This window comes from Pedobacter sp. G11 (genome assembly GCF_003860265.1).
Lineage (GTDB): Bacteria > Bacteroidota > Bacteroidia > Sphingobacteriales > Sphingobacteriaceae > Pedobacter > Pedobacter agri.
In genome coordinates this window covers 1,035,389-1,057,336 of record NZ_CP034190.1, presented here as the reverse complement: position 1 = coordinate 1,057,336, position 21,948 = coordinate 1,035,389, and the positions used below count along the sequence as shown (strand labels likewise).

Genomic DNA, 21,948 nt, shown 5'->3' with positions numbered 1-21,948 from the left:
TTTTTATTTCAACCAAGGCTAGTCTTAAGCTTGTGAATCACGTAATCTTTTAATCTCATCATGCGATACTCTTAATGATGCTTTTTGATCAGCAATGAGTTCTCTGATGTTTGAAGGTAAATCTTCTTCTTCCAAAGCCATTTTATAAGCATTTTGTGCAGCATCTTCTCCAAACTCGCAGTTGTTTAATACCGTTTGACGATCGTGACCAGTAAATAAAGCTTTTACATCCATCCAGCCTCTGTAAATTTTACCGGATGTAGTGGTACCAGTTTCAATATCTTCACCCGAAGCCGCAACCTCAGTTGCTAAAGCCATTTTATATTTTTGGCTTTCTTCAATCATATTTAAGAATAACGATTTTAAATCTGCATCGCCATCTTTTAATTCTTTACGTGCTTTTTCGTAACCTTCAATACGGTCATTATTAATTTGAACCAGGTCGTTTAAAACCTCTGCTATTGCTGTTGTAGTTTTCATGTTTTTATAAGTTTTGATGTTATTATTCCAACATGAAGGCAGATGAAAAGGTTTGTCATTTTTTATAATAGATGATTTATTGTGAATCGTTAGAAAAGTTATGTGGAGATTATCATGATGTTTTCATACTGTTAGGGCAAAGTCGCAAATTTTTTACTCAAAATACATGCTCTTTTTTACTGTGTTTTTGTTTTATAAATGCAGATTGCACAATCAAAATATCTACCGATATGAACGCTTTTAAACAGAATCCGCCTGATGGTGGAACTACCTACACAGAAACAAATTTGGATAATTTATTTCCAGAGCCATTAAATACCATCACCAGTTTTTTCTTTTTAATGATTGCAGTTTACTGGACATTTAAATTATGGGGAAACTATAAAAAACACCCATTTTTAAGTGTAGCGTTGGTGCTTCTTTATATCGGAGGAATTGGCGGAACAACCTATCACGGTTTGCGACGATGGCCAATATTTATTATGATGGATTGGATGCCCATCATGTTGCTTTGCCTTTCTGCAGGAGTTTACTTTTTAGCTAAATTAACCAAGTGGTATTATGCTGTTCTAATCGTTGTAGTTTATGCTTTCTTTCAATTCTATGTCAGACGGCTTTTTTCAAACGGCGATTTTCAGATTTTCATTAACATCAACTACGCCTTTATGGCCGCATTGGTATTGTTCCCGGTTTTTGGCTATCTCATGAAAACAGAATGGCGTAACGGAAAATGGGTGGGCTTTGCATTATTGGCTTTTATCTTTGCCTTAACCTTTCGTATCGCTGATAAATGGGAAATTTTAGAAATCGGCACCCACTTTTTATGGCACACGTTTGGCGCAGTGGCTGCTTTTTGTATGCTGAATTACATTTACCTGGTTAATCATAAAATGATTGATCGATAATGTTTTTCTTCCAATTTATGTACTGTCTTGATTTTATCGCTTGTTCAATATGTTGATGACTGCAAATTCATTGCACATTGAAATATAGTCGTTACTTTTTCTGTCCTATTGCGTAAGTAATACCGCCATAAAGGTGTTTCAAAAACATTTCATCTGTCCAGGTTTCTTTCATGTGGCCCATTGATGTATAAAATGCCCTACCTCCATCATAATCATGATACCAGCTAAAGGGGTGGAAAGTTCCATTTTTACCCCCATCGTATGATTTTTCATCGATGGTTAACAACACATTGATATCAGGATTAATATCTTTAAAATTGTATAACTCGTCTTTGTGTATCCAAACAGAGTCAGTAAGGAACTTTGTTGATGGATGTTTTTTATCTTGTACAATGAATCGGGCTTCCTGTACAACTGGATGACTAATAAAGTATGCACCAGCTAATTTTCCGTACCAAGGCCAATCGTATTCCGTATCAGTAGCTGCATGTACACCCACGTAGCCGCCTCCGTTTTTAATATAATTTTCAAATGCGGTTTGTTGTTGATTATCTAAAACATCACCGGTTGTGTTTAGAAAAACTACAGCAGCATATTTTTTCAAAAGATCGCTGGTGAAAAGAGCTGCATTCTCAGTCGTATCTACAACAAAGTTTTTTTCTTTTCCCATTTTAACGAGCGCTGTTTTCCCTGCCTCGATAGAATTATGTCTGAAACCTTTAGTTTTTGAGAAAACCAAAACTCGCGGAACTTTCTTTAAGATGATATTACTTTGAAAGGTTATAAATGCTGTAAAAATTGTGCAAAAGAAAAGTAATTTCTTCATTATTGGTTAGTGGTTTGGTAATGGTCACTAACTTACGAAAGTTGTTTGATAATTTCCTTGCATCTATCTTCAATTTGTTTACAAACTGGCTGAAATAAGTGATTGTCCCAGTAGGGATCCGTTACTTCATCATCATCTAAAAAAAGCTTAACTTTTTCTCGCTCTTCAGCTGTTTTAGCTAGCTGTTTCACAGCAGTTAAGTTGTTTCGATCCATCACTAAAATAAGATCGAATCTCGAAAACATCAATTGATTGAACTGCTGCGCCCTTTGCTGGCTAATATCATAACCTAAAGCCTTAGCTGCAGCTATACTTCTATGATCCGGGGCTTTTCCAATATGCCAATTTCCAGTACCGGCAGATGCAATTTCCCAATTCAGATTTTCTTGTTTAACAAGATGACGCATCATGCCCTCTGCCAATGGAGAGCGACAGATGTTGCCAAGGCAAACCATTAAAATTTTCAATTTGTATTATTTTGCTTTATATACCTGCACCAATGTGTAGGTTGTGCCTCCAGATGTAAAAGTTGTCGTATGAGTGAGTTTATTTCCTTTAATTGTATATGGCGAGCCTGACATAGAAGAAATTATTATTTGGTTTCCCTCACGTGACCAGGTTGCAGGTGCAGCCTTCGGGTCGTAAAACCTATCGCATAAGGCACCATTTGCGCTTGATGTAAAGATGCCATCTTCCGAAAAGGTTAATGTTGTTGTGGCTGCACAACTCGCAGGACCCATGAGTTCCAAATAGTTGGTGCTTGATTTTGTTCCAATAGTCATGGCCGGATTAATTTTGGCCGACTCAATGTTCCAGTTATTTGTTGTAAGTTTTTTGTCTAAATCCTTTTTGCAAGAAAGTGTTAAACAGATGGCGAGTATTAATAATAGATTTTTCATTGATATCTTTTTTATGAAAACGGCTGAAATCATAATTTCGCTACAAGTAAAATTATAAAATCTTCATTAAAAGAAAAGCCTCCATATTTAATATAAGAGGCTTTATAAATACTTAATAAGTTTCACTGTCTGGGGGAATGCCATAATCTACAAATTTCTTTGCTTTTTGGTCTTTCTTTTTTCCAAACCAGCCTTTTACTGAATTAAAAATTGCTGAAAGATGTTCTGCATCAAGCGATTTACCAACTTTACCTGATACCAAACCAACGGCCGCTTTTGTTAAAAAGCCAGCTCCTCTGAAAAGTGTTTTATTCATAACCATTGGTAAAAGCAATGACATTGCTGTACCGCTGATGTTTAACTTTTCATCTGCCTTAAACAGGTTATTTGGCGTAGCATATTTTTTAATCAACGCACCCAAAGTAAATTGCTTCATAAATGATTTTCCGTCACTTTTGAGCATGTTTTGTTTCAGGGTATATTCTACTTTCAGCTCTAATTTTGCGGCTTTCAAATCTTCGAGAGTTCTGATGTTATATTTTCTCATCTTCTTCCTCCTTATCTGCAAGTTTGTCGAAATATTTTCTAATTGCTACGTTTATAATTGCCTTCTCAATGTATTTATCCTTTGTAAGATAAACGATAACAGCAAGTAAAAGGTAAATTCCCGAAACGCAACCAAAACCTCTGGTATAACTACCTAAAACATCTGATAGAAATAGTGCTAACGTTACACTACCAAATAAAAAAGCCAATATAAAACATACTATAACGGCAGTATTGGTAACTAGATCCGCAAATATTTTGGATACCTTTTCTACAAGGTAAAGTCTTGTATATTCGATTCTTGCTTCCAAAAAACCTTTGGCGTCTTCAACAAGATCTTCAATACTTTTATCTTTATTTTCTTGCATAGTTTAGATGGGTTTAACTGAGCACGTTAAGGTGCTCAGTTATAATTTATTTTTAAGCGTGCTCAACGTCATCACTGTATTCTTCTTCAACACTTCTCAATTTAGTTTTGATAGAGCTTACAACGTTATCTTTCAAACTTGATAGGTTATTGATTTCGTCTGCTGCTTTATCCTTAATAGAATCGCCTAAATCTTTTAGAGACTGACTTAATTTGTCGCGTGTTTCTTCACCTTTATCTGGTGCAAATAAAATACCTAAAGCGGCACCAGCAGCTAAGCCTGCTAATAGAGCAACTACAACTTTTGAGTTATCATTCATAATAATGTATTTTAAGGGTTTAACATTCACAATATAAGAACTACTATATTATTTTATTGTTAAGCTATAAATTATAACTCGTTATGCTCGTTATTTGTTTTAATTCTTTCCAATCTTTCTGACGCCAGCGTGCTGGTTTCATAAATTTTAACAAGCAAAATAAAATAAGATAAGAGTAATGGGCCAAAAACAAGACCCAAAATTCCGAATAAAGGAATACCAATAATTACGCCAATTACCGTAATTATAGGATGTATGTTGCCAACTTTTTTCGCAATGATAAATCTTAATACGTTATCAATATTAATAATCACCACGAAACCAAAAATTAACATTGCCCACCCTGCAAAATTATTTCCATTTGCTATTTGCAAAATTGCAGCCGGCACAAACACTACTGGAGGGCCCAGGATAGGAACAAAGGAAATGAATGTTGTAATTATACCCCAAAACACCGGGTCTTTATATCCTAAAACATAAAAAGATAAACTCACCAAAGATCCTTGGACCAGGCAAATCAGTCCCTGGCCGAGTACATTTGCATAGGTGGTATTCCGCATTTCATCCCCAAAACGAAGCGCATTTTGTTCTCTCAGCGGAGCATATTTTATTAGTGACCGTTCGAATACCTTACGTTCGATGAGCATAAAGTATAGTAAAAAGTACATCACCAGCAGGCTCAGTATAATATTTACCGCACTGGAAATTAATGAAGGAAATAAATCTGTTGCCCAGCTGCCTACCCTGTTTAATCCATCCTGGATAAGATCTTGATTAATTTTAAATGGAACCAGGTGTTGAAGTTTAACCAGTAGATTTTTAAAGAAAATTTCGTTGTTTTTAAGCTCTGATATTTTACTGATCACCATGCTGCTTAGCGCATAAAACGGCAGCACAATTAATACAATGCTTATTGTAATTAACAAAACAGCAACAAGTCTCCTGTTCCAGCCTTTTATTTCAGCTAAATGGATATAAGCAGGCCGCATAATGGTGTAAAGCACAAGCGTACTCAAAATGGCACTAAAGATTCCCTGTAATGAATAGGCAATTAATAGCCCAAGTGCTATTATAATAAGCAGATTAATATTATTACGCTGTTTGTACGAGAATACCGACATAAATAGATGTTTGGTATTCTTTTAATATTAAAACGTATGCTTTTGTTTTCTTAGTTGCCGAAAATATTGCTACTCGTCGAATTTAATAGCTTTGATCTTATTATAAAGCGTCTTTCTATCAATTTTTAAAATCTGAGCTGCTTTTGTTTTATTGAAATTAACTTCTTTCAATACCCGTAAGATAGTGTCGTACTCTGCTTCCTGAGCGGCATTTTTCAAGTCTTTTGGTTTATCGATTGCTTTGGGCTTCATTTGCTTTAAAGATTCCTCATTGTCGAAATCTTTAATATAATTTGATAACTCCAGAGGCAACACATCAACCTGAATCAAATTTCCGTCTGTTAGTAATGCAACTCGTCTGATTACGTTTTTTAACTCCCGAACATTTCCTGGCCAGCTATAGTTTAAAAAACAATTTTTAACACCATCAGAGAAGCCTCTGATGTTTTTATTTAATTCCTGGTTAGCCACGGCTAAAAACTTATCTGCAAAAATGAGAATATCATTTCCACGCTTTTTTAATGATGGAAGGTGGATTGAAAATTCATTAAAGCGGTGATACAAATCTTCTCTAAAGGTACCTTTTCCAATATTATCCACCAGGTTTTCGTTTGTGGCTACAATAATGCGAACATCTAAATCAATCTCTTTCGTACTGCCAATACGTTTAACTTTGCGTTCCTGAACAGTTCTAAGTAATGTAGCCTGTATTTCGTAAGAAAGGTTTCCAATTTCATCCAAAAACAGAGTACCTCCATTTGCCTGTTCAAAGTGACCTATTTTTGTATAAAGCGCACCTGTAAAAGAGCCTTTCTCATGACCGAAAAATTCACTTCCCGCGAGTTCTTTGGTTAACGAACCACAATCCATCGCAATAAATGGCTTATCTTTTCTTAAGCTATTGAGGTGAATCGTTTTGGCTACACACTCTTTCCCGGTACCACTTTTTCCTGTTAAGATAATACTGTAAGATGTTGGTGCAATTAACTGTATCTGTTTCAAAAGCGTAGCTGAGACCTCACTATTGCCATCAATGTATTCCGTAAAGTTTACATATTCAGAATCAGTTTCATTTCTTTTGCTTGAAGACCCTTTATTTTCATTTAAAGCCCTTTGTGTTTCCAGTGCCTTGTTAATGGTATTTAGAATTTCATCAGGGTATAATGGCTTGGTAATGTAATCGTAAGCCCCTAACTTGATTAATTCTACAGCTAGCTTGATGTCTGAATAACCCGTAATAATAATTACTCCGGTTGTAGGATAGTTTTCTTTTACCTTAATTAATATTTCCCGGCCATCGGTATCATCTAATCTATAATCGCACAAGATCAAATCAAAGGTTTCGTTTGACATGATGTCTAAAGCTGAGGAGCCAGTAATAGCGTTTGCCACTTCAAAACCATTCCTTGTTAGAAATTTTGAAAGCAATAAACCGATGTTTACCTCATCGTCGACTATGAGAATCTTCTTTTTCATTCAGAATAACCTATTAAATAAACTATAGAATCCCTTAAATCAACAAGATAATGCACTTTTTAGAGAGTTATATAGACAGCGCATAATTACTCAAATTTTTTGAAAATGGGAAATTTTTTCTACACTTATTTTTTTCGGATATAGAATTAATTAGACTTTATTATCACTTTCCGGAAAATTTCGCTGACCGTTTTTCCATAAAAGCGTTTACGCCTTCTTTAAAATCATCAGTTTCAAAGCATTTGCCAAAAGCCTTGATCTCAGTTTCAAAGCCATGATCAGTGTTTATTGATGCGTTTACTGCTTGAATGGCTGCGCTAATAGCCAGTGGTGCTCTCTGTTTCACGATATCTAAAATTTCTCTGGCTTTATTGATTAAATCTGCTTGGGGTACCGTATAATTAACCAATCCGATTTTTTCAGCTTCGACTGCTGAAATTGCGTTTGCGGTAGTGATAAGTTCGATTGCTTTACCTTTGCCAACAAGTTGTGTCAAACGCTGCGTACCTCCGTAGCCGGGAATCAAGCCTAATGTAACCTCTGGTAAGCCTAGTTTAGCATTGTCTGCCGCAATTCGGATATGGCAGGCCATGGCAAGTTCTAATCCTCCGCCTAACGCGAAGCCATTTATGGCAGCTATAAAGAGTTTCGATGAATTTTCTATTGCGTTGAAAACATTTTCCTGGCCTTTTCTGGCAAGTTCCTCTCCCTGCGTTCCGTTGTAGTTAGAAAATTCCTTAATATCTGCTCCTGCTACAAATGCTTTTTCTCCGGCGCCGATTAGAATTACGCCTCTAACTTCTTCGTTCTTTTCTGCAAATGCAATAACGTCTGCAAGTTCCTGAAGTGTTTCTTTATTTAGTGCATTTAATGCCTTCTCTCGGTTTATAACGATGTATAAAATGTTATCCTTTACTTCTGATAATAAATTCTGATATGCCATAATTTAAAAATTTCTGTTTTGTGCAACCCAATTCTGAATATAATCTACAATGCTCGCCATGGTTGTTCCGGGCGGAAATAATTCACCAACACCTAATGCTGCAAGTTTAATCCGGTCTGCCTCCGGAATAATTCCTCCACCGGTTAATAACACATCATCGAGCTGTTTTTCTTTCATAAAATGAATGATTTTGGGAAAAACCGTCATATGCGCACCTGATAAGATGGAAATTCCGATAGCATCCACATCCTCCTGCAAGGCTGTATTTACTACCATTTCTGGGGTTTGGCGAAGGCCGGTATAAATAACTTCCATACCCGCATCTCGAAGGGAAGTGGCAATCACTTTGGCGCCTCGATCATGGCCATCCAGGCCAACTTTCGCCACCAAAACACGTATTGGCCGGTTTAATACTTTGCTCATAATGAATATTAAGTTGATGTAAATGTATTGATTTTGATGCTCAAATTAATCATTAGGCAAAACAACCAGAATTGCACTAATATTTTTACATTTGCATTCCTAATTTACAGGTTTTTATGAGTGAAGAAAAGTCATTGAACTTTATTGAAGAAATTGTTGAGAACGACTTAAATAGTGGTAAGTATGAAACCTTGGTTACGCGTTTTCCGCCAGAACCTAATGGTTACCTACACATTGGCCACGCAAAAGCAATATGCTTAAACTTCGGACTAACACAGAAATACGGCGGCTACACCAATCTGCGTTTTGATGATACCAATCCGGTAACAGAGAAAACAGAATATGTTAACAGCCAGCAAGAAGATATTAAATGGTTGGGTTTTAACTGGAAAAACGAATTATATGCGTCAGATTATTTTGATGAATTGTATTCTTTTGCCGTAAAACTGATCGAAAAAGGTCTGGCTTATGTAGATGAAAGTTCTGCAGATGAAATTGCAGCTTTAAAAGGTACGCCAACAGAACCTGGTCAGGATAGCCCATACCGCAACCGCAGTGTGGAAGAAAATTTAAACATTTTCACCAGAATGAAAAATGGTGAATTTGCTGATGGCGCCTATATTTTACGGGCTAAAATCGATATGGCCAGTCCAAATATGTTGATGCGTGATCCGATTATTTATCGTATTAAACATGCAGAACACCATCGTACAGGCAACAAATGGTGCATCTACCCAATGTATGATTTTGCCCACGGACAAAGCGATAGCATCGAAAATATCACACACTCTATTTGTACGTTAGAGTATGTTTCACACCGGGAATTGTATGACTGGTTTATTGAGCAGTTGGAAATTTTTCCTTCTAAGCAATATGAATTTGCCCGTTTAAATCTTACTTCAACCGTAATGAGTAAACGGAAGTTGTTGCAATTGGTGAATGAAAACCTGGTGAGCGGCTGGGATGATCCACGCATGCCTACTATTTCAGGTTTGCGCAGAAGAGGTTTTACTCCAAAAAGTGTCCGCGAGTTTTGTGAGCGAATTGGTATTGCCAAACGCGAAAACCTTATAGAATTGAGTTTATTGGAATTCTGTATCCGTGAGGATTTGAACAAATCAGCAAATCGTGTGATGGCGGTTTTGGATCCAATTAAATTGATCATCACCAACTATGAAAAAGGAACGGAGAATTTAATTGGTGAAAATAATCCTGAAGCAGAAGATGGTGGCGGTACTCGTGTAATTCCTTTCAGCAACGAACTATGGATTGAGCGTGAAGACTTCATGGAAGTTCCGGCGAAGAAATGGTTCCGTTTGGCACCTGGCGCAATGGTTCGTTTAAAGTTTGCTTACATTGTAAAATGTGAGGATTTTGTAAAAGACGAAAACGGCAACGTAACCGAAATTCATTGTACTTACATCCCCGAATCAAAAAGTGGAAATGACACCAGCGGCATAAATGTGAAAGGAACCATCCATTGGGTGAGTGCACAACATGCAAAAACTGCTGAAATTCGTTTATACGATCGTCTATTTACATCAGAAACACCAGATGCTGAAGAAGGCGATTTTAAGGATTACCTAAACCCTGAAAGTTTAACTATCCTACCAAACGCTTACATTGAACCTGCTTTAACAGATGCAGATTTAGATAGTCGTTATCAGTTTATTCGCAAAGGTTATTTCTGTTTAGATAAAGATTCCACAACCGATAAATTGGTTTTCAACAGGACGGTTACATTGAAAGATACGTTTAAGAAACCAAATTAAACGGCACTGATTAGCAATAGATAAACACGGATGAATTTATGTTCATCCGTGTTTTTTTTGTGTTAAAGGTTTTGGAAGAAGGTTTAGCATTTTTTAACAAATGCTTTAATAGCAGTTGATTACCTTGCATTAAATAATCATTATCTATGAAAACCATCTCAACTGCCCTATTCCTATTTTTAGGATATGCTTGTTTCGCCCAATCGCAGCGACAAATTGAAAATCAAATGGCCTTTGCCAAATTTTACGGTTACGTACGGTATTTTTATCCAGGCGATGATGCGGCAAAACTCGACTGGGATAAATTCGCAATCTATGGTGCTCAGCAGGTAGACCGATGCAAAACAGATGAAGAGCTGAAAGAAAATTTAAACGCAATGGCGAAGGTTTTAATGCCCGGCGTAAGTATAGTGCCCGGCAGTGAAAAAATTGTTTTTCCTGCTAACCTGAAACCGAAAAATTTAAATGGCTATCAAGAGATAACCTGGCAGCATTTGGGCGTTGGTTTATTGAATGATAAAAGAAGCTTATATCAAAGCGCCAGAACAAATAGAAAAACTGTTTTTAAAAATAAATTTACAGGTTTTGGCAATTTAAGCACACTATTACCCGCCAAGGACATTACAGGAAAAAACTTCGTTTTATCAGGAAGAGGAAAAATGCTGAGTGATGATGGGCAAGGACAATTCTGGGTAAGGGTTGATAGAGAAAATGGGCAGATGGGATTTTTTGAGAATATGGATAGTCGGCCAATCAAAAGCAAAACCTGGCAAAATTTCGAAATTAAGGGCATAATTAATGAAGACGCAAGGCAACTCTTGCTTGGGGCTTTTTTGGTTAACCGTGGGAAGTTTGCTATAGACGACCTGATATTAAAAGTGGATGGGAAAGAAATTTACCATAGGGATTTTGAAGATGAAACAGTTGGCAGCGAGCCAAAAACAATTTCAGGTTCTACAGGTAGGTCGAGTGTCGAAAATGCTAAATATGTTTTTTCCGTAAATACAGAACAACAAAACAAGTTTGCTGAAGTTGCCAGTCCGGCGATCATTGAAAGCGAAAGTCTGGAAATAAAACCTTTTCAGCGGCATGCAAAGTTTGGTGAATACGTTGAGAAGCCAATTAGTAAGAATTTAAAAATATTTGTTCCAATTGTACTCTATGGTACTCAAAACCAAACTTTCCCCTTAACGGATAGTGTAAAAGTAAACAAGCAATTATCTGCAATAAATTCAATATCGGGAGATAAATTAACGGTAAATAATCTTTACTTGAGAATAGGAAATATTACGAATACATGGAACATATTCCAACATTTCTATCCCTATTTCGATGTGGCCAAAACTAACTGGACTGCTGATTTGGAAAAATCGCTAACGGAAAGCTACCAAAGTAATTCTGATGTGGAATATGCCAATATCTTGAAAAAGATGACTGCAAAATTAAAGGACGGGCATATAAGTGTTTGGTATACCGGGAATAAAAATCAATACTATCCGCCATTTGCATGGGATTGGATCGAAAATAAGTTGATGATCAAATCTGTGATGGATTCTACATTGAAGCTTAAAAAAGGCGATATTGTTGAAAAAATAAATGGCCAGGATGCCCGAAAATATTTCCAGAATATATACGAACATATTTCTGCTGCTACGCCTGGCTACCTTAATCACAGGGCAAAAACTGAATCTTTAATAGGAGAAAAAGATTCGCCATTTAATATTGTACTTGCAAATGGGCAACAAGTAAGTACATCTCGAAAAATTCATTCATCTTCTTATAGCGCTGATGCTTTTAAACAGGAAGCCATCAAATCATTAGGGAACGATATTACCTACATCAGTATTAGTCATGCAAAGATGAAAAAGATTGATGAATCGATTGAGCTGTTGAAAAGCAGCAAGGCTATTATTTGCGACCTACGTGGTTACCCGACTGACAATACTGGTTTAATCGAATATCTGATGGTAAGTGATGATACCTCATCTAAGTGGATGCAGATTCCTCAAATTATCTATCCAGATCAGGAGAAATTAATTACCTATCAAAACGAGCGGTGGCCACTAAAAGCAAAGTCTCCACATTTAAATGCCAAAATATTTTTCCTGACTGATGGCCAAGCAATCAGCTATGCAGAAAGTTACATGAGTTTTATTGAACACTACAAACTGGCTACAATTATTGGGCAACCAACTGCTGGCACAAACGGCAATGTGAACTCCATAACCCTTCCTGGTGGTTTTAGCATGTGGTTCACCGGGATGAAAGTGTTAAAACATGATGGTTCGCAGCATCATGGAGTTGGCATTATTCCCAATATTTATGTTAATCAAACAATAAAAGGGATAACGGAAGGTAGAGATGAAATATTGGAGCGGGCAATTGCGGAAGCTTCTAAATAACAAACAACGCCCTTGAATTATCTTTCAAGGGCGTTGTTTGTTTAATATTTTGTGTAAACATTATATAAAACTAAAATATCAACAGGTGTTAGTTTTGGCGTAATATCGGTTTGGATAAAATGTCGTTTAAAAGCTGTAATGGTTGCGCCAATATCACTGGTATCATAGCCCATTAGTTTCAGCGCATTTGTAGTGTCAAAATTCGCAGGCGGATTTTTTAAGATATCATCATACCAAAAACCAAAGCCTTTTAATGCCAGTTTTTTCCACGGAAATTTATTTGGATCAGGTTTACGCTTTGGCGCAATATCAGAGTGACCGATAAAATTTGCCGTTGGAATGTTGTATTTCTTTTTTAACGTGGTTAATAATTTGATCAAACTATTAATTTGTGCATCCGTCCAAATATCAGTTGTACCATTATTATCTAACTCTATCCCAATGGAGGAGGAATTCAGGTCCGTATCTTTACCCCATTTACTTACTCCAGCATGGTTCGATCGTAAATAATCATTTACCATTTGCACCACTTTTCCATCTCTGCTCACCACATAATGCGCACTGGTACCTGCTCTGGTAGAATGAAATGTTTTAACTGTTTGTGCCAAACTATCCTGGGCGGTATGGTGCAGAATAACGAAATTTGGTTTGCGTATCCCAAAATTTACAGAACCAATCCATTGTTGGTTTGTTGGGTTTAAAGTGTCATAAAGCTGTCTAACCGGGGGTGTGCTTGTTATAATTTTTGCAAACTCTTTAGTTTTTTCTTTATAGATTTTTTCCGTTGCTGCATATTTGCTCGAGCCGCAAGAAGAGATAACAATGGCCGATCCCAATAATAATATAGCTTTAAGGCTAGTGGTTTTAACTGAAAACATGTTTCGATTTTAGTTGATGGATTACAAAGTTAGGTTAAATTCATTCATTACATCAAACTTTATACAAAGCCTTCAAATTTTACTAATTTAGTCGCGATATACATTTATAATGAAGAAACTATACAAACCCCTTTCATATTTATCTGCATTGGCTATCTCGGCAGGGTTATTATCTGGCTGCACCAATACTGATAAAGCAGAAAATAATAATAAAGCAACAGTTCAAACCGATAGTTTAATTGATTACGTCGCACAGCGTTTGCCGATTTATGAGAAGGTTAAGCTTACCACGAACCTGAATCAACTTAGCATTAACGATAGAAAAATTTTGCCATTGCTAATACAGGCTGCCGAAATTATGGACGATTTGTATTGGAAACAGGCTTATCCGCAACGCGATAGCTTGTTGGCAACCATTAAAGATGAGAAAACCCGTGAGTTCGTGAACATTAACTACGGTCCATGGGATCGATTGAATAATGAAAAACCCTTTGTTGCTGGTGTAGGTGCCAAGCCAGAAGGCGCTTCATTTTATCCTTACGGGATTACAAAAGCAGAAATTGAAAAATCTGATTTAGCAGATAAGTTTGGTGCTTATTCGGTTATTCAGAAGGATACTGCAGGTAAATTAACGACCGTTCCTTACCATGTTTTATTTGCTGCAGAATTACAAAGAGCAAGCTCATTACTAAAGCAGGCTGCATTAATAGCTGAAGATGCTGGTTTAAAAAAATACCTGAATTTAAGGGCTGATGCTTTAGTTACCGATAATTTTACTGCAAGTGATTACGCCTGGTTGGATATGAAAACCAATGGTTTGGATATTATCATTGGTCCGATTGAAAATTATGAAGACAAACTTTTTAATGCCCGCACCAGTTATGAGGCGTATGTGTTGATTAAAGATAAGGAGTGGAGCATGCGTTTAGCGAAATATGTTAAAATGCTTCCTGAATTGCAGAAAAACCTACCTGTTGCGGCTAAATATAAAACTGAAACCCCGGGAACGGATTCAGAACTGAACGCATATGATGTGGTTTATTATGCCGGAGATTGCAATGCAGGTTCCAAAACCATTGCGGTTAACTTGCCAAATGATGAGAAGATTCAACAGGAAAAAGGCACGCGTAGGTCTCAACTAAAAAATGCGATGCAGGCCAAGTTTGATAAAATTCTGGTTCCCATTTCGAAAGAGCTAATTGATGCTGACCAACAGAAATACATCAAGTTCGATGCCTTTTTTGCCAATGTGATGTTTCACGAAGTAGCGCATGGACTAGGGATTAAAAAAACCATTACCGGCAAAGGATTTGTACGCGAGGCTTTGAAAGAACAATATAGCTGGCTGGAAGAAGGAAAAGCAGATGTTTTGGGATTATATATGGTTACAGGGCTTTTGAAAAAAGGAGAGTTAGCGGGCGATATTAAAGATTACTATACCACTTTTATGGCTGGCATTTTACGCTCTGTTCGTTTTGGAGTTTCTGAAGCACATGGTAAAGCCAACATGCAATGTTTTAATTATTTTCAAGAGAAGGGTGCTTTTGAACGTACCAGCAAAGGGACTTACAAAGTTAATTTTGAAAAATTTGCGACAGCCATGAATGAGCTTAGTGCTTTCATCATCACCCTTCAAGGTAATGGTGATAAGGTGGCTGTAGAAAAAGCACAAAAAGAGAAAGCTGTTATTTCTGCAGAACTTCAAAAAGATTTGGATAGATTGACCAGAAAGAACATTCCTGTTGATGTTGTTTTTGAACAGGGGGTTGATGTTTTAGGGGTGAAATAGAAATTATTTCAATTATAAAATAGCCGCAGATTCGCAGATTGCTCTGTTAGTCTGCGGTTTTTTTGTGCACGACCTTTTGTTCGATAAGCCTGACAGAAACGAAAATCCTTTTAAAAGGTTACACGACTTCGTTATCCCTCAAACGTTACCTTTTAAAAGATTGTAGTAAATGGCAGGACCACATTGGCCATTTTTTTCACTGACATCACCTTCCTAGTCATAAAAAGCTCTATCAAAATACCAAGTTTTCACTTTTTTCCATCCTGCTGTAACCTTTCCGAAAAACCATCGTCTTATTCATAACTAAACAATGGAAACCGTTCGTTTCCAAACTAAACTTTAAAATAAGAAGGCAAAATTTTAAAAGCGCTAAATAAGTGGCTATGGGATTATTTTGCCCAAATTTTAAACTATTTATACCAGGAAAGATGAAAACCTTTTACAAATTATCTCTTATCATATTAAGCATTTTTACTTCTTTTGAGGTTACAGCACAAACTACTCCCAAAGCAAATATTACCGGAATTATTCTGGATGAAAATAAAAAACCAGCCGATTATGTTACCGTTGTGCTTTTCAAAGCGGCAGATTCCAGCATTGTAAAAACAGCATTTACTGATCAAGCCGGGACTTTTGGTTTTACGGTGAATACGAAAGGCAATTATTTTTACAAGGCGAGTAGCATGGGTTATAAAACCTTGAAAAGTAAAGTTGTAACACTTGATGATAGTCAGAAAATTGATTTTGGTTCAGCTCAACTGAGCCCAACCAGTCAGAGTTTAAAAGAAGTTACCGTTGCGGGTAATGTTCCTTTGGTAGAACGTAAAATGGACCGGACGGTAATGAATGTGGCCAGCAGTTCAATCGCTTCAGGATCAACAGCGCTGGAATTATTGCAAAAAGCACCTGGTGTAAATGTAGATCAGAACGATAACATTTCGATGCAGGGTAAACAGGGTGTATTGATTCAGATAGATGGAAAACAAACTTACATGAGCAGCGGCGATGTGGCTAATTTACTTCGGGGCATGCAAAGCTCGGAGATAGAAACCATTGAATTGATTACCAATCCATCAGCCAAATATGATGCTGCGGGAAATTCGGGAATCATCAACATTAAAACAAAAAAGAATAAAAGCGGCGGCACCAACGGAAGTTTAACAGGTGCTTTTGGTCGTGGTACAAAGTTCAGATCGAGTGCCGGTGGCAATATCAATCACCGAACAAAGTCTCTGAATTTATTTGGGAACTATAACTATTATCAACGAGACCGGGAAACCTTTATGGAGATTGACAGGATTGCAACAGTATCGCCGAGCAACCGGTATTTCTCTCAAAGAAGTGATTTTAGTAAACGAAACCATGGGCAAAATTTTAAAGCTGGCGTAGATTATTTCATTAATAAAAACAACACAATAGGCGTTTTAGTAACCGGTTATGAAGGCAGCAATAAGGAATTTTCGGTTAACAGAACCCGGATTGGTGGATCGTTTGCTCAACAAGATTCTTCAGTGTTGGCCAACAATGTCATCAGGAATAAATACAACAACTTGTCTTACAACTTAAACTATAAATCAGTTTTGGATAGTGCAGGACAGGAATTGACCATTGACTTGGATTATGGGCGATACAAAGGCAACGATGATGCCGATTATGTGAGTGATTACTTTTTTAATAATGGAAGTATAATCCGACCAACGGTGATTACCAGAAATATTACACCATCTGTCATCAACATTAAAGCCTTCAAAATTGATTACGCACTTCCTCTAAAAAAGCAGATGAAACTGGAGGCCGGCTTGAAAAGCAGTTGGGTAACTACAGATAATAACTTAATCGCTGAGCAGTTTTTAAACAACAACTGGCAAAACAACCAATTGCTCAGCAATCAGTTTGTATACGATGAAAATGTAAACGCAGCTTACGTGAACTTTAACAAGCAGTTTAAAAAAACCAGCATTCAGTTGGGTTTACGGGCTGAGCAAACTACATCAAAAGGAAATTCGATTACCACCAATAAAGTGATTGAGCGGGAGTATTTAAATTTCTTTCCGAGTGTATTTGTTAATCAAACCTTGGATAAGAATAACGACATCAGTCTTTCATATAGTCGCCGGATTGACCGCCCGAGCTATGATGCGCTAAATCCTTTTGTTTATTTCCTTGATCAATACACTTACAGCCAGGGCAATCCGTTTTTAAATCCTCAGTATACGAATAATTTTGAGTTTACGTATTTGCTTAAAAAGAAGTATTCTGTAACCTTAAATTATAGCCGAACGATTGACGTAATTACAGAAGTAATTTTGCCTGATAATGAGAAGCAGGCTTTGTATCAAACCAATCAGAACATTGCTACGCAAAATGCCTATTCGATGGTGATTAATGTGCCTGTAAGTTTAACGAAATGGTGGAGCAGCAACAACAACCTGAATTTATTTCACATTGGTTTCAAAGCACCAGATATTGCCGGACAAAAGCTCGATAATAAGAGCACCTCATTTCAGTTTAAGTCGCAACATAGCTTTAAAATTCAGCCAGGCTTATCAGCAGAGTTAAATTTTAGCTATGATAGTCCGGTTACTTTTGGCGTAATGGAAATTGGAACGCGTTATGGATTTGATGCTGGAATCAGCAAATCGCTAATGAATAAAAAAGCCAGTTTAAAACTTGCGGCAAACGACATTTTCAATACGCAAATCAATAATATCAACAGCGCTTTCCCTGGGCTTTATTACACATTATACGGTGTTAACGACAGGCAGTATGTAAGTTTAACTTTTACTTATCGTTTTGGTAAGAATGAAATTAAGCCTGCCCGCAACAGGAGCACCGGTTTAGAAGCCGAGCAGGGAAGAATGAAAAATTAATTAAAGTTAAATCTCAAGCCACCAATAACCATTGGTGGTTTTTTTGTGGAATGTGATGAATGCTTTCATCTTAAATTTGAAAACAAAGTACAAACCGTTAACTTCATGCCATGGAAACCGATATAATCATTTCAGAAATTGATGTACTACACAAAAAGCAAGATATGGCTTTACAAGCTAAAGATTCAGATCACTACTTTTTAATCTTCGATCCATCTTTTCAATTCACTGGTTCCAATTCGGTCACCTTAAACTTAAGAGATTATAAAGCTGATATTCAGAGCCTTTTTAGAAATTCAAAAAGCATTGAAACAAGTCATTACCGGATAAAATCAGCCTTTGAAAACGAGGTGTTTACTGAAAAAATTGCCCGTAAATCAATTATCATTAAACCCAATTTGCTTGTTTTTTCTAAAAAGCAAACCATACAAACAGAAGAAGTTTACCAATGGAAAAACGTTGGTGGCGAATGGAAGGTGCTTGCTGTTGAGGTAGTTTTGGAAGAGAAATATTAAATTCCTGATCTTTTAAAGCTGCCATCGCGAAAATACTCATCGGCAATATCTGTACTAATCTTCCCCTTCGACAAGTATCTAACAGAGGAATGTCCGTTTCTTTAAGCAGTATCCTTAAATTATAATTGATTTAAACCCGTTCAAAACTTCATTAAATCTTCTTTCAAAAACTTTAAAACAAATTCGGTATTTTTGCCGCTTAATTTAGATTACAATATATGTTAAGAACAGTAACTTGTGGTGCACTTACCCTCAATAACTTAGGCGAAAGTGTAACCCTGTGTGGTTGGGTACAGAAATCAAGAGATTTAGGCGGTATGACTTTCATTGATATCCGCGATCGTTATGGTATCACACAGCTTGTTTTTAACATGGATGATAACCGTGAACTTTGCGAAGCAGCACGTTCGTTAGGTCGTGAGTTTGTAATTAAAACCACTGGTACTGTTGTCGAACGCAGCAACAAAAACCCAAAAATGTCAACCGGTGATGTAGAGATTAAAGTTTCTGCTTTAGAGATTTTAAACGCTGCAAAATTACCTCCATTCATGATCGATGATGAAACAGATGGTGGTGATGAGTTGCGCATGAAATACCGTTATTTGGATTTACGCCGTAACCCGGTTCGCAACAACCTGGTTTTACGTCATAAAATGGCACAATCGGTTCGCCGTTATTTAGATGCTTTAGATTTTATTGAGGTTGAAACACCAGTTTTAATCAAGTCTACACCAGAAGGTGCAAGAGATTTCGTGGTGCCAAGCCGTATGAATGAAGGTGAGTTTTATGCTTTGCCTCAATCGCCGCAAACTTTTAAGCAATTGCTTATGGTTTCTGGTTTCGATAGGTATTTCCAGATTGTGAAATGTTTCAGAGATGAGGATTTAAGAGCCGATCGCCAGCCTGAATTTACACAGATTGATTGCGAGATGTCGTTCATTGAACAAGAAGATATTTTAAACACTTTCGAAGGGTTAATCCGTACTTTGTTTAAAGAAGTTCGTAATTACGATTTACCTGAAGTGCCACGTATGCAATACGCTGATGCGATGCGTTTATATGGCTCTGATAAACCAGATACGCGTTTTGATATGCAGTTTGTAGAACTGAACGATTTGGTAAAAGGAAAAGGTTTCCCTGTTTTTGATAACGCTGAATTGGTAGTTGGTATCAATGCAAAAGGCGCAGCCAGTTATACCCGTAAACAATTAGACGAGTTAACTGATTTCATCAAGCGTCCGCAAATTGGTGCTACAGGTTTAATTTATGCTCGCCATAATGAAGATGGAACCATCAAATCTTCAGTAGATAAATTCTTTAACGAAGAAGATTTAAAGCAATGGAGCGAAGCTTTTGCTACAGAAAAAGGCGATTTGCTTTTAATCCTGGCAGGTTCTACTGATAAAGTGCGCAAGCAACTAAACGAACTTCGTTTAGAAATGGGTAACCGTTTGGGCTTACGCGATAAAAATACTTTTTCAGCACTTTGGGTGCTTGATTTTCCGCTGTTGGAATGGGATGAGGAAACCGAACGTTACCATGCCATGCACCACCCGTTTACTTCACCAAAACCAGAAGACATTGCTTTGTTAGATACTGACCCTAAAAATGTTCGTGCTAACGCTTATGATATGGTGATTAACGGAACTGAAGTTGGCGGTGGCTCTATTCGTATTCACGACAGAGAATTACAGGCTTTAATGTTCAAACATTTAGGATTTAGCGCAGAAGAAGCCCAAAAACAATTTGGTTTCTTAATGGATGCTTTCGAATTCGGCGCACCTCCACACGGTGGTATCGCTTTTGGTTTCGATCGTTTAACTTCGATTTTTGCTGGCTTAGACTCGATTCGTGATGTGATTGCTTTCCCTAAAAACAATTCAGGTAGAGATGTGATGATCGATAGCCCAAGTACAATTGATGATAAACAATTAAAAGAATTGAAGATCAAAACTGATTTGTAGTGATCTAATAAATGCTACTCTGAATTTATTCAAGGTATAAAAAAAGCGCTGATGATTGTCAGCGCTTTTTTTTTGTTCATTGGAATTCTTATCCATAAATATCATTCAGCATTTTCGCCAGGCGAACGCCACCTTTAAGTAACTGCTGATTTAAAGTTTCAACCCAGTCGAAATTGTAGCGATAGCTTAATTTCGAATCTGGTTTAGTGGTTTCGTAGATTTTATTGCAAACCAGATAAGATTCATAAACATTCTCTTTCAGGCTGGTGTTTTGCCAGTTATATAACTGAACAGCAGAAGGGTGATTAATGGCTTTTGCGTATTCAGTATAGCTTAATTGTTGATACTCGATCAATTGTTCATCCCACACGCGGTGTAAGTTCGATTTTTCGTTAAACCATAAAACCGAAACCCTATTTCCGCCTAAATCCTCTTTGCGGGCTACATGCATTGGTTGGCATAAATCGCCAGCCATGTGTACCAACATGCGTAAGGCCAATTTTTTCTCATCAGCTGTGCTGCTTGATTTTTTTAAAACAGCTGTTAATTCGATAATTTTGTTGTACAGGTTTGGCGATTTTTCTGTTTCCAAAAAATTGAAGATACCATCTTTGGTTTGCCCTGCGGGTAAGTTTACAAAGTGCCAGTTGTATAGGTAATTATAGGTAGAGTCTGATTTAATGAAATCGCCCCAGTTAGCCGACATCGCCAGGGTTTCTGAGCCTAAAATGGATTGGATTGCTTTGCGGGTTTTAGTTTTCAAATAACTATCGGCAATTTCGCCCACCACACGGTGACCAATCATGCCCCAGGCATTAGCCTGAATGGGCAAGTAAGCTAAAAAACCGATGGCCGCAACGGTGGCTAATTTCTTTTTAATTGATGTAAATTTCATTTTATAATTCTTTTTGTACGCAGGTAACTTTTTCTTTTAAGGATAATGTAATTTCTCGCTGATCGCTCATGCTTTCTAAAACTAAAGTATCTGCTGATTTTTTCTTGATCAGGAAATTTCTTTCGTACCGGCCAATGCGGTAGCAGCCTGAAATTTTTTGTTTGTAATTGGCATGAGTAAATGTAGCACCAACTATTAAAGTATCGCCTTTAACGCCATAAACACCTTTCGCGTATTCTTTCCAAATGCCATTGTTGTAGCAAGAATCTTCATAAAAATTCACTTTGCTGTGGGTTTCAAAATCGATGTAAACCGAATCGCAGGTGAACTTAAAACGGTGTTTGGTGTAATTGCTTAATTTGTTGCTATAGGCTACGGAATCTTGATTCCACACACCCTGCATAAAATCTTCTCCCTTGCCCTGAACATTTGGCAAGCGGGTACAGGCGCTTAAAAGAGGTAAAAGGTAAAGGGCAAAAGCCAAAAGGTAAAGATGTTTAAATTGAATCGAGTTTTCGATTTTTCCCAATTGATTAAACTTAATATTAGTGAGCATA

At 37.0% G+C, this 21,948-nt stretch carries 21 protein-coding genes; 7 read left to right on the top strand and 14 right to left on the bottom strand.

From position 1 onward, the window contains the following. Positions 1-24 precede the first annotated feature (24 nt). Positions 25-480: a PA2169 family four-helix-bundle protein gene (locus EA772_RS04610; protein ID WP_029204518.1), complete on the bottom strand. Its 456-nt coding sequence runs from the start codon at positions 478-480 to the stop codon at positions 25-27. A 230-nt stretch (positions 481-710) separates the two neighbouring features. Between EA772_RS04610 and EA772_RS04605 the strand changes: the two genes are divergently transcribed. After that, positions 711-1,385 carry a hypothetical protein gene (locus EA772_RS04605; RefSeq protein ID WP_124911459.1) on the top strand — a complete coding sequence of 225 codons (675 nt, stop codon included), beginning with the start codon at positions 711-713 and terminating at the stop codon, positions 1,383-1,385. Between the two features lie 91 nt (positions 1,386-1,476). Here EA772_RS04605 and EA772_RS04600 read toward each other — a convergent pair whose 3' ends face one another. The 10 genes from EA772_RS04600 to EA772_RS04555 all read right to left on the bottom strand — a co-directional run bounded on the left by EA772_RS04600 (position 1,477) and on the right by EA772_RS04555 (position 8,306). Beyond that, positions 1,477-2,211: a ThuA domain-containing protein gene (locus EA772_RS04600; RefSeq protein WP_124911457.1), complete on the bottom strand. Its 735-nt coding sequence runs from the start codon at positions 2,209-2,211 to the stop codon at positions 1,477-1,479. A gap of 32 nt (positions 2,212-2,243) precedes the next feature. Further along, entirely contained in the window at positions 2,244-2,678 is a 435-nt protein-coding gene (locus tag EA772_RS04595; protein ID WP_029204207.1) for a low molecular weight protein-tyrosine-phosphatase, read from the bottom strand. A gap of 6 nt (positions 2,679-2,684) precedes the next feature. Continuing rightward, complete coding sequence (locus tag EA772_RS04590; protein ID WP_124911455.1) at positions 2,685-3,110, bottom strand: lipocalin family protein; 426 nt, start codon at positions 3,108-3,110, stop codon at positions 2,685-2,687. Between the two features lie 112 nt (positions 3,111-3,222). Continuing rightward, entirely contained in the window at positions 3,223-3,657 is a 435-nt protein-coding gene (locus tag EA772_RS04585) for a hypothetical protein (protein ID WP_124911453.1), read from the bottom strand. Then, positions 3,644-4,024: a phage holin family protein gene (locus EA772_RS04580; protein ID WP_124911451.1), complete on the bottom strand. Its 381-nt coding sequence runs from the start codon at positions 4,022-4,024 to the stop codon at positions 3,644-3,646. The genes EA772_RS04585 and EA772_RS04580 overlap by 14 nt, the downstream gene beginning before the upstream one ends. 52 nt (positions 4,025-4,076) lie before the next feature. Further along, positions 4,077-4,343 carry a YtxH domain-containing protein gene (locus EA772_RS04575; RefSeq protein ID WP_124911449.1) on the bottom strand — a complete coding sequence of 89 codons (267 nt, stop codon included), beginning with the start codon at positions 4,341-4,343 and terminating at the stop codon, positions 4,077-4,079. A 71-nt stretch (positions 4,344-4,414) separates the two neighbouring features. Further along, complete coding sequence (locus EA772_RS04570) at positions 4,415-5,464, bottom strand: AI-2E family transporter (RefSeq protein WP_116168960.1); 1,050 nt, start codon at positions 5,462-5,464, stop codon at positions 4,415-4,417. 69 nt (positions 5,465-5,533) lie between these two features. Continuing rightward, positions 5,534-6,940, bottom strand: coding sequence for a sigma-54 dependent transcriptional regulator (locus tag EA772_RS04565; RefSeq protein WP_010600555.1), 1,407 nt, complete (start codon positions 6,938-6,940; stop codon positions 5,534-5,536). Positions 6,941-7,103: 163 nt separating this feature from the next. Beyond that, positions 7,104-7,883 (bottom strand): enoyl-CoA hydratase/isomerase family protein, encoded by a 780-nt coding sequence (locus tag EA772_RS04560; RefSeq protein ID WP_124911447.1) that lies wholly within the window; start codon positions 7,881-7,883, stop codon positions 7,104-7,106. Positions 7,884-7,886: 3 nt separating this feature from the next. After that, positions 7,887-8,306, bottom strand: coding sequence for a cobalamin B12-binding domain-containing protein (locus tag EA772_RS04555; protein WP_010600553.1), 420 nt, complete (start codon positions 8,304-8,306; stop codon positions 7,887-7,889). Between the two features lie 116 nt (positions 8,307-8,422). Here EA772_RS04555 and EA772_RS04550 point away from each other — a divergent pair, with 116 nt between their 5' ends. Together EA772_RS04550 and EA772_RS04545 are read left to right on the top strand one after the other, a co-directional pair. Beyond that, a complete protein-coding gene (locus tag EA772_RS04550) occupies positions 8,423-10,078 on the top strand; it encodes a glutamine--tRNA ligase/YqeY domain fusion protein (protein ID WP_124911445.1) in 1,656 nt (551 codons plus the stop codon). A 146-nt stretch (positions 10,079-10,224) separates the two neighbouring features. Continuing rightward, positions 10,225-12,480: a S41 family peptidase gene (locus EA772_RS04545; protein ID WP_124911443.1), complete on the top strand. Its 2,256-nt coding sequence runs from the start codon at positions 10,225-10,227 to the stop codon at positions 12,478-12,480. A 41-nt stretch (positions 12,481-12,521) separates the two neighbouring features. On the opposite strand, the gene EA772_RS04540 is transcribed toward EA772_RS04545, so the two are convergent. Continuing rightward, positions 12,522-13,358 carry an N-acetylmuramoyl-L-alanine amidase gene (locus tag EA772_RS04540; RefSeq protein WP_124911441.1) on the bottom strand — a complete coding sequence of 279 codons (837 nt, stop codon included), beginning with the start codon at positions 13,356-13,358 and terminating at the stop codon, positions 12,522-12,524. A 109-nt stretch (positions 13,359-13,467) separates the two neighbouring features. On the opposite strand from EA772_RS04540, the gene EA772_RS04535 reads away from it, so the two are divergent. The 4 genes from EA772_RS04535 to aspS all read left to right on the top strand — a co-directional run bounded on the left by EA772_RS04535 (position 13,468) and on the right by aspS (position 20,496). Further along, the gene (locus EA772_RS04535) at positions 13,468-15,147 is read left to right on the top strand and encodes a Zn-dependent hydrolase (protein WP_124911439.1); all 1,680 of its coding nucleotides are present in this window, start codon (positions 13,468-13,470) and stop codon (positions 15,145-15,147) included. Between the two features lie 428 nt (positions 15,148-15,575). Further along, positions 15,576-18,017, top strand: coding sequence for an outer membrane beta-barrel protein (locus tag EA772_RS04530; protein ID WP_168187479.1), 2,442 nt, complete (start codon positions 15,576-15,578; stop codon positions 18,015-18,017). Positions 18,018-18,127: 110 nt separating this feature from the next. After that, positions 18,128-18,532: a hypothetical protein gene (locus EA772_RS04525; RefSeq protein ID WP_124911435.1), complete on the top strand. Its 405-nt coding sequence runs from the start codon at positions 18,128-18,130 to the stop codon at positions 18,530-18,532. Between the two features lie 218 nt (positions 18,533-18,750). Further along, positions 18,751-20,496 carry an aspartate--tRNA ligase gene (aspS, locus tag EA772_RS04520; RefSeq protein ID WP_124911433.1) on the top strand — a complete coding sequence of 582 codons (1,746 nt, stop codon included), beginning with the start codon at positions 18,751-18,753 and terminating at the stop codon, positions 20,494-20,496. A gap of 88 nt (positions 20,497-20,584) precedes the next feature. On the opposite strand, the gene EA772_RS04515 is transcribed toward aspS, so the two are convergent. Together EA772_RS04515 and EA772_RS04510 are read right to left on the bottom strand one after the other, a co-directional pair. Continuing rightward, a complete protein-coding gene (locus EA772_RS04515) occupies positions 20,585-21,391 on the bottom strand; it encodes a S1/P1 nuclease (protein ID WP_116168971.1) in 807 nt (268 codons plus the stop codon). A 1-nt stretch (position 21,392) separates the two neighbouring features. Next, the gene (locus EA772_RS04510) at positions 21,393-21,947 is read right to left on the bottom strand and encodes a fumarate hydratase (RefSeq protein WP_246834038.1); all 555 of its coding nucleotides are present in this window, start codon (positions 21,945-21,947) and stop codon (positions 21,393-21,395) included. Between the last annotated feature and the right edge of the window lies 1 nt (position 21,948).

Coding starts and splice junctions, on each gene's coding strand:
- EA772_RS04610 (WP_029204518.1), bottom strand. CDS start 480: ATGAAAACTACAACAGCAATAGCAGAGGTTTTAAACGACCTGGTTCAA.
- EA772_RS04605 (WP_124911459.1), top strand. CDS start 711: ATGAACGCTTTTAAACAGAATCCGCCTGATGGTGGAACTACCTACACA.
- EA772_RS04600 (WP_124911457.1), bottom strand. CDS start 2,211: ATGAAGAAATTACTTTTCTTTTGCACAATTTTTACAGCATTTATAACC.
- EA772_RS04590 (WP_124911455.1), bottom strand. CDS start 3,110: ATGAAAAATCTATTATTAATACTCGCCATCTGTTTAACACTTTCTTGC.
- EA772_RS04585 (WP_124911453.1), bottom strand. CDS start 3,657: ATGAGAAAATATAACATCAGAACTCTCGAAGATTTGAAAGCCGCAAAA.
- EA772_RS04580 (WP_124911451.1), bottom strand. CDS start 4,024: ATGCAAGAAAATAAAGATAAAAGTATTGAAGATCTTGTTGAAGACGCC.
- EA772_RS04575 (WP_124911449.1), bottom strand. CDS start 4,343: ATGAATGATAACTCAAAAGTTGTAGTTGCTCTATTAGCAGGCTTAGCT.
- EA772_RS04570 (WP_116168960.1), bottom strand. CDS start 5,464: ATGTCGGTATTCTCGTACAAACAGCGTAATAATATTAATCTGCTTATT.
- EA772_RS04565 (WP_010600555.1), bottom strand. CDS start 6,940: ATGAAAAAGAAGATTCTCATAGTCGACGATGAGGTAAACATCGGTTTA.
- EA772_RS04560 (WP_124911447.1), bottom strand. CDS start 7,883: ATGGCATATCAGAATTTATTATCAGAAGTAAAGGATAACATTTTATAC.
- EA772_RS04555 (WP_010600553.1), bottom strand. CDS start 8,306: ATGAGCAAAGTATTAAACCGGCCAATACGTGTTTTGGTGGCGAAAGTT.
- EA772_RS04550 (WP_124911445.1), top strand. CDS start 8,423: ATGAGTGAAGAAAAGTCATTGAACTTTATTGAAGAAATTGTTGAGAAC.
- EA772_RS04545 (WP_124911443.1), top strand. CDS start 10,225: ATGAAAACCATCTCAACTGCCCTATTCCTATTTTTAGGATATGCTTGT.
- EA772_RS04540 (WP_124911441.1), bottom strand. CDS start 13,358: ATGTTTTCAGTTAAAACCACTAGCCTTAAAGCTATATTATTATTGGGA.
- EA772_RS04535 (WP_124911439.1), top strand. CDS start 13,468: ATGAAGAAACTATACAAACCCCTTTCATATTTATCTGCATTGGCTATC.
- EA772_RS04530 (WP_168187479.1), top strand. CDS start 15,576: ATGAAAACCTTTTACAAATTATCTCTTATCATATTAAGCATTTTTACT.
- EA772_RS04525 (WP_124911435.1), top strand. CDS start 18,128: ATGGAAACCGATATAATCATTTCAGAAATTGATGTACTACACAAAAAG.
- aspS (WP_124911433.1), top strand. CDS start 18,751: ATGTTAAGAACAGTAACTTGTGGTGCACTTACCCTCAATAACTTAGGC.
- EA772_RS04515 (WP_116168971.1), bottom strand. CDS start 21,391: ATGAAATTTACATCAATTAAAAAGAAATTAGCCACCGTTGCGGCCATC.
- EA772_RS04510 (WP_246834038.1), bottom strand. CDS start 21,947: ATGCTCACTAATATTAAGTTTAATCAATTGGGAAAAATCGAAAACTCG.